The 246-nt window shown below is 34.1% G+C and carries 1 rRNA gene; it reads right to left on the bottom strand.

The features are described from left to right. Positions 1–91, bottom strand: a 23S ribosomal RNA gene (locus ACHRV5_RS22525); the annotation flags it as partial. Positions 92–246: the final 155 nt, after the last annotated feature.

Below are 246 nucleotides of genomic sequence, written 5' to 3'. Positions count from 1 at the left end.
GTGCCCGTCCCCGTAGCTTTTCGCAGCTTATCACGCCTTTCATCGCCTCTGAGAGCCAAGGCATCCCCCATACGCCCTTATTTTGCTTATTGTACCAATCATAAAATCAATTATGACCGTTTTTTTTGTTTTTTATTATCTGTATTACTACTTATAACAAAAAACGCTTTCTACTTTTTATTATTTCTTATCTCAATATGTCAATGAACTTTTATTTACTACTTTTATAGTAAATCAGTGGAGAAT

The sequence above is a fragment of the Flavobacterium sp. FlaQc-52 genome, assembly GCF_044007495.1.
Classification (GTDB): domain Bacteria; phylum Bacteroidota; class Bacteroidia; order Flavobacteriales; family Flavobacteriaceae; genus Flavobacterium; species Flavobacterium cupriresistens.
The sequence above is the reverse complement of the archived record's forward strand: the minus strand, read 5'-3'. Positions and strand labels throughout refer to the sequence as shown.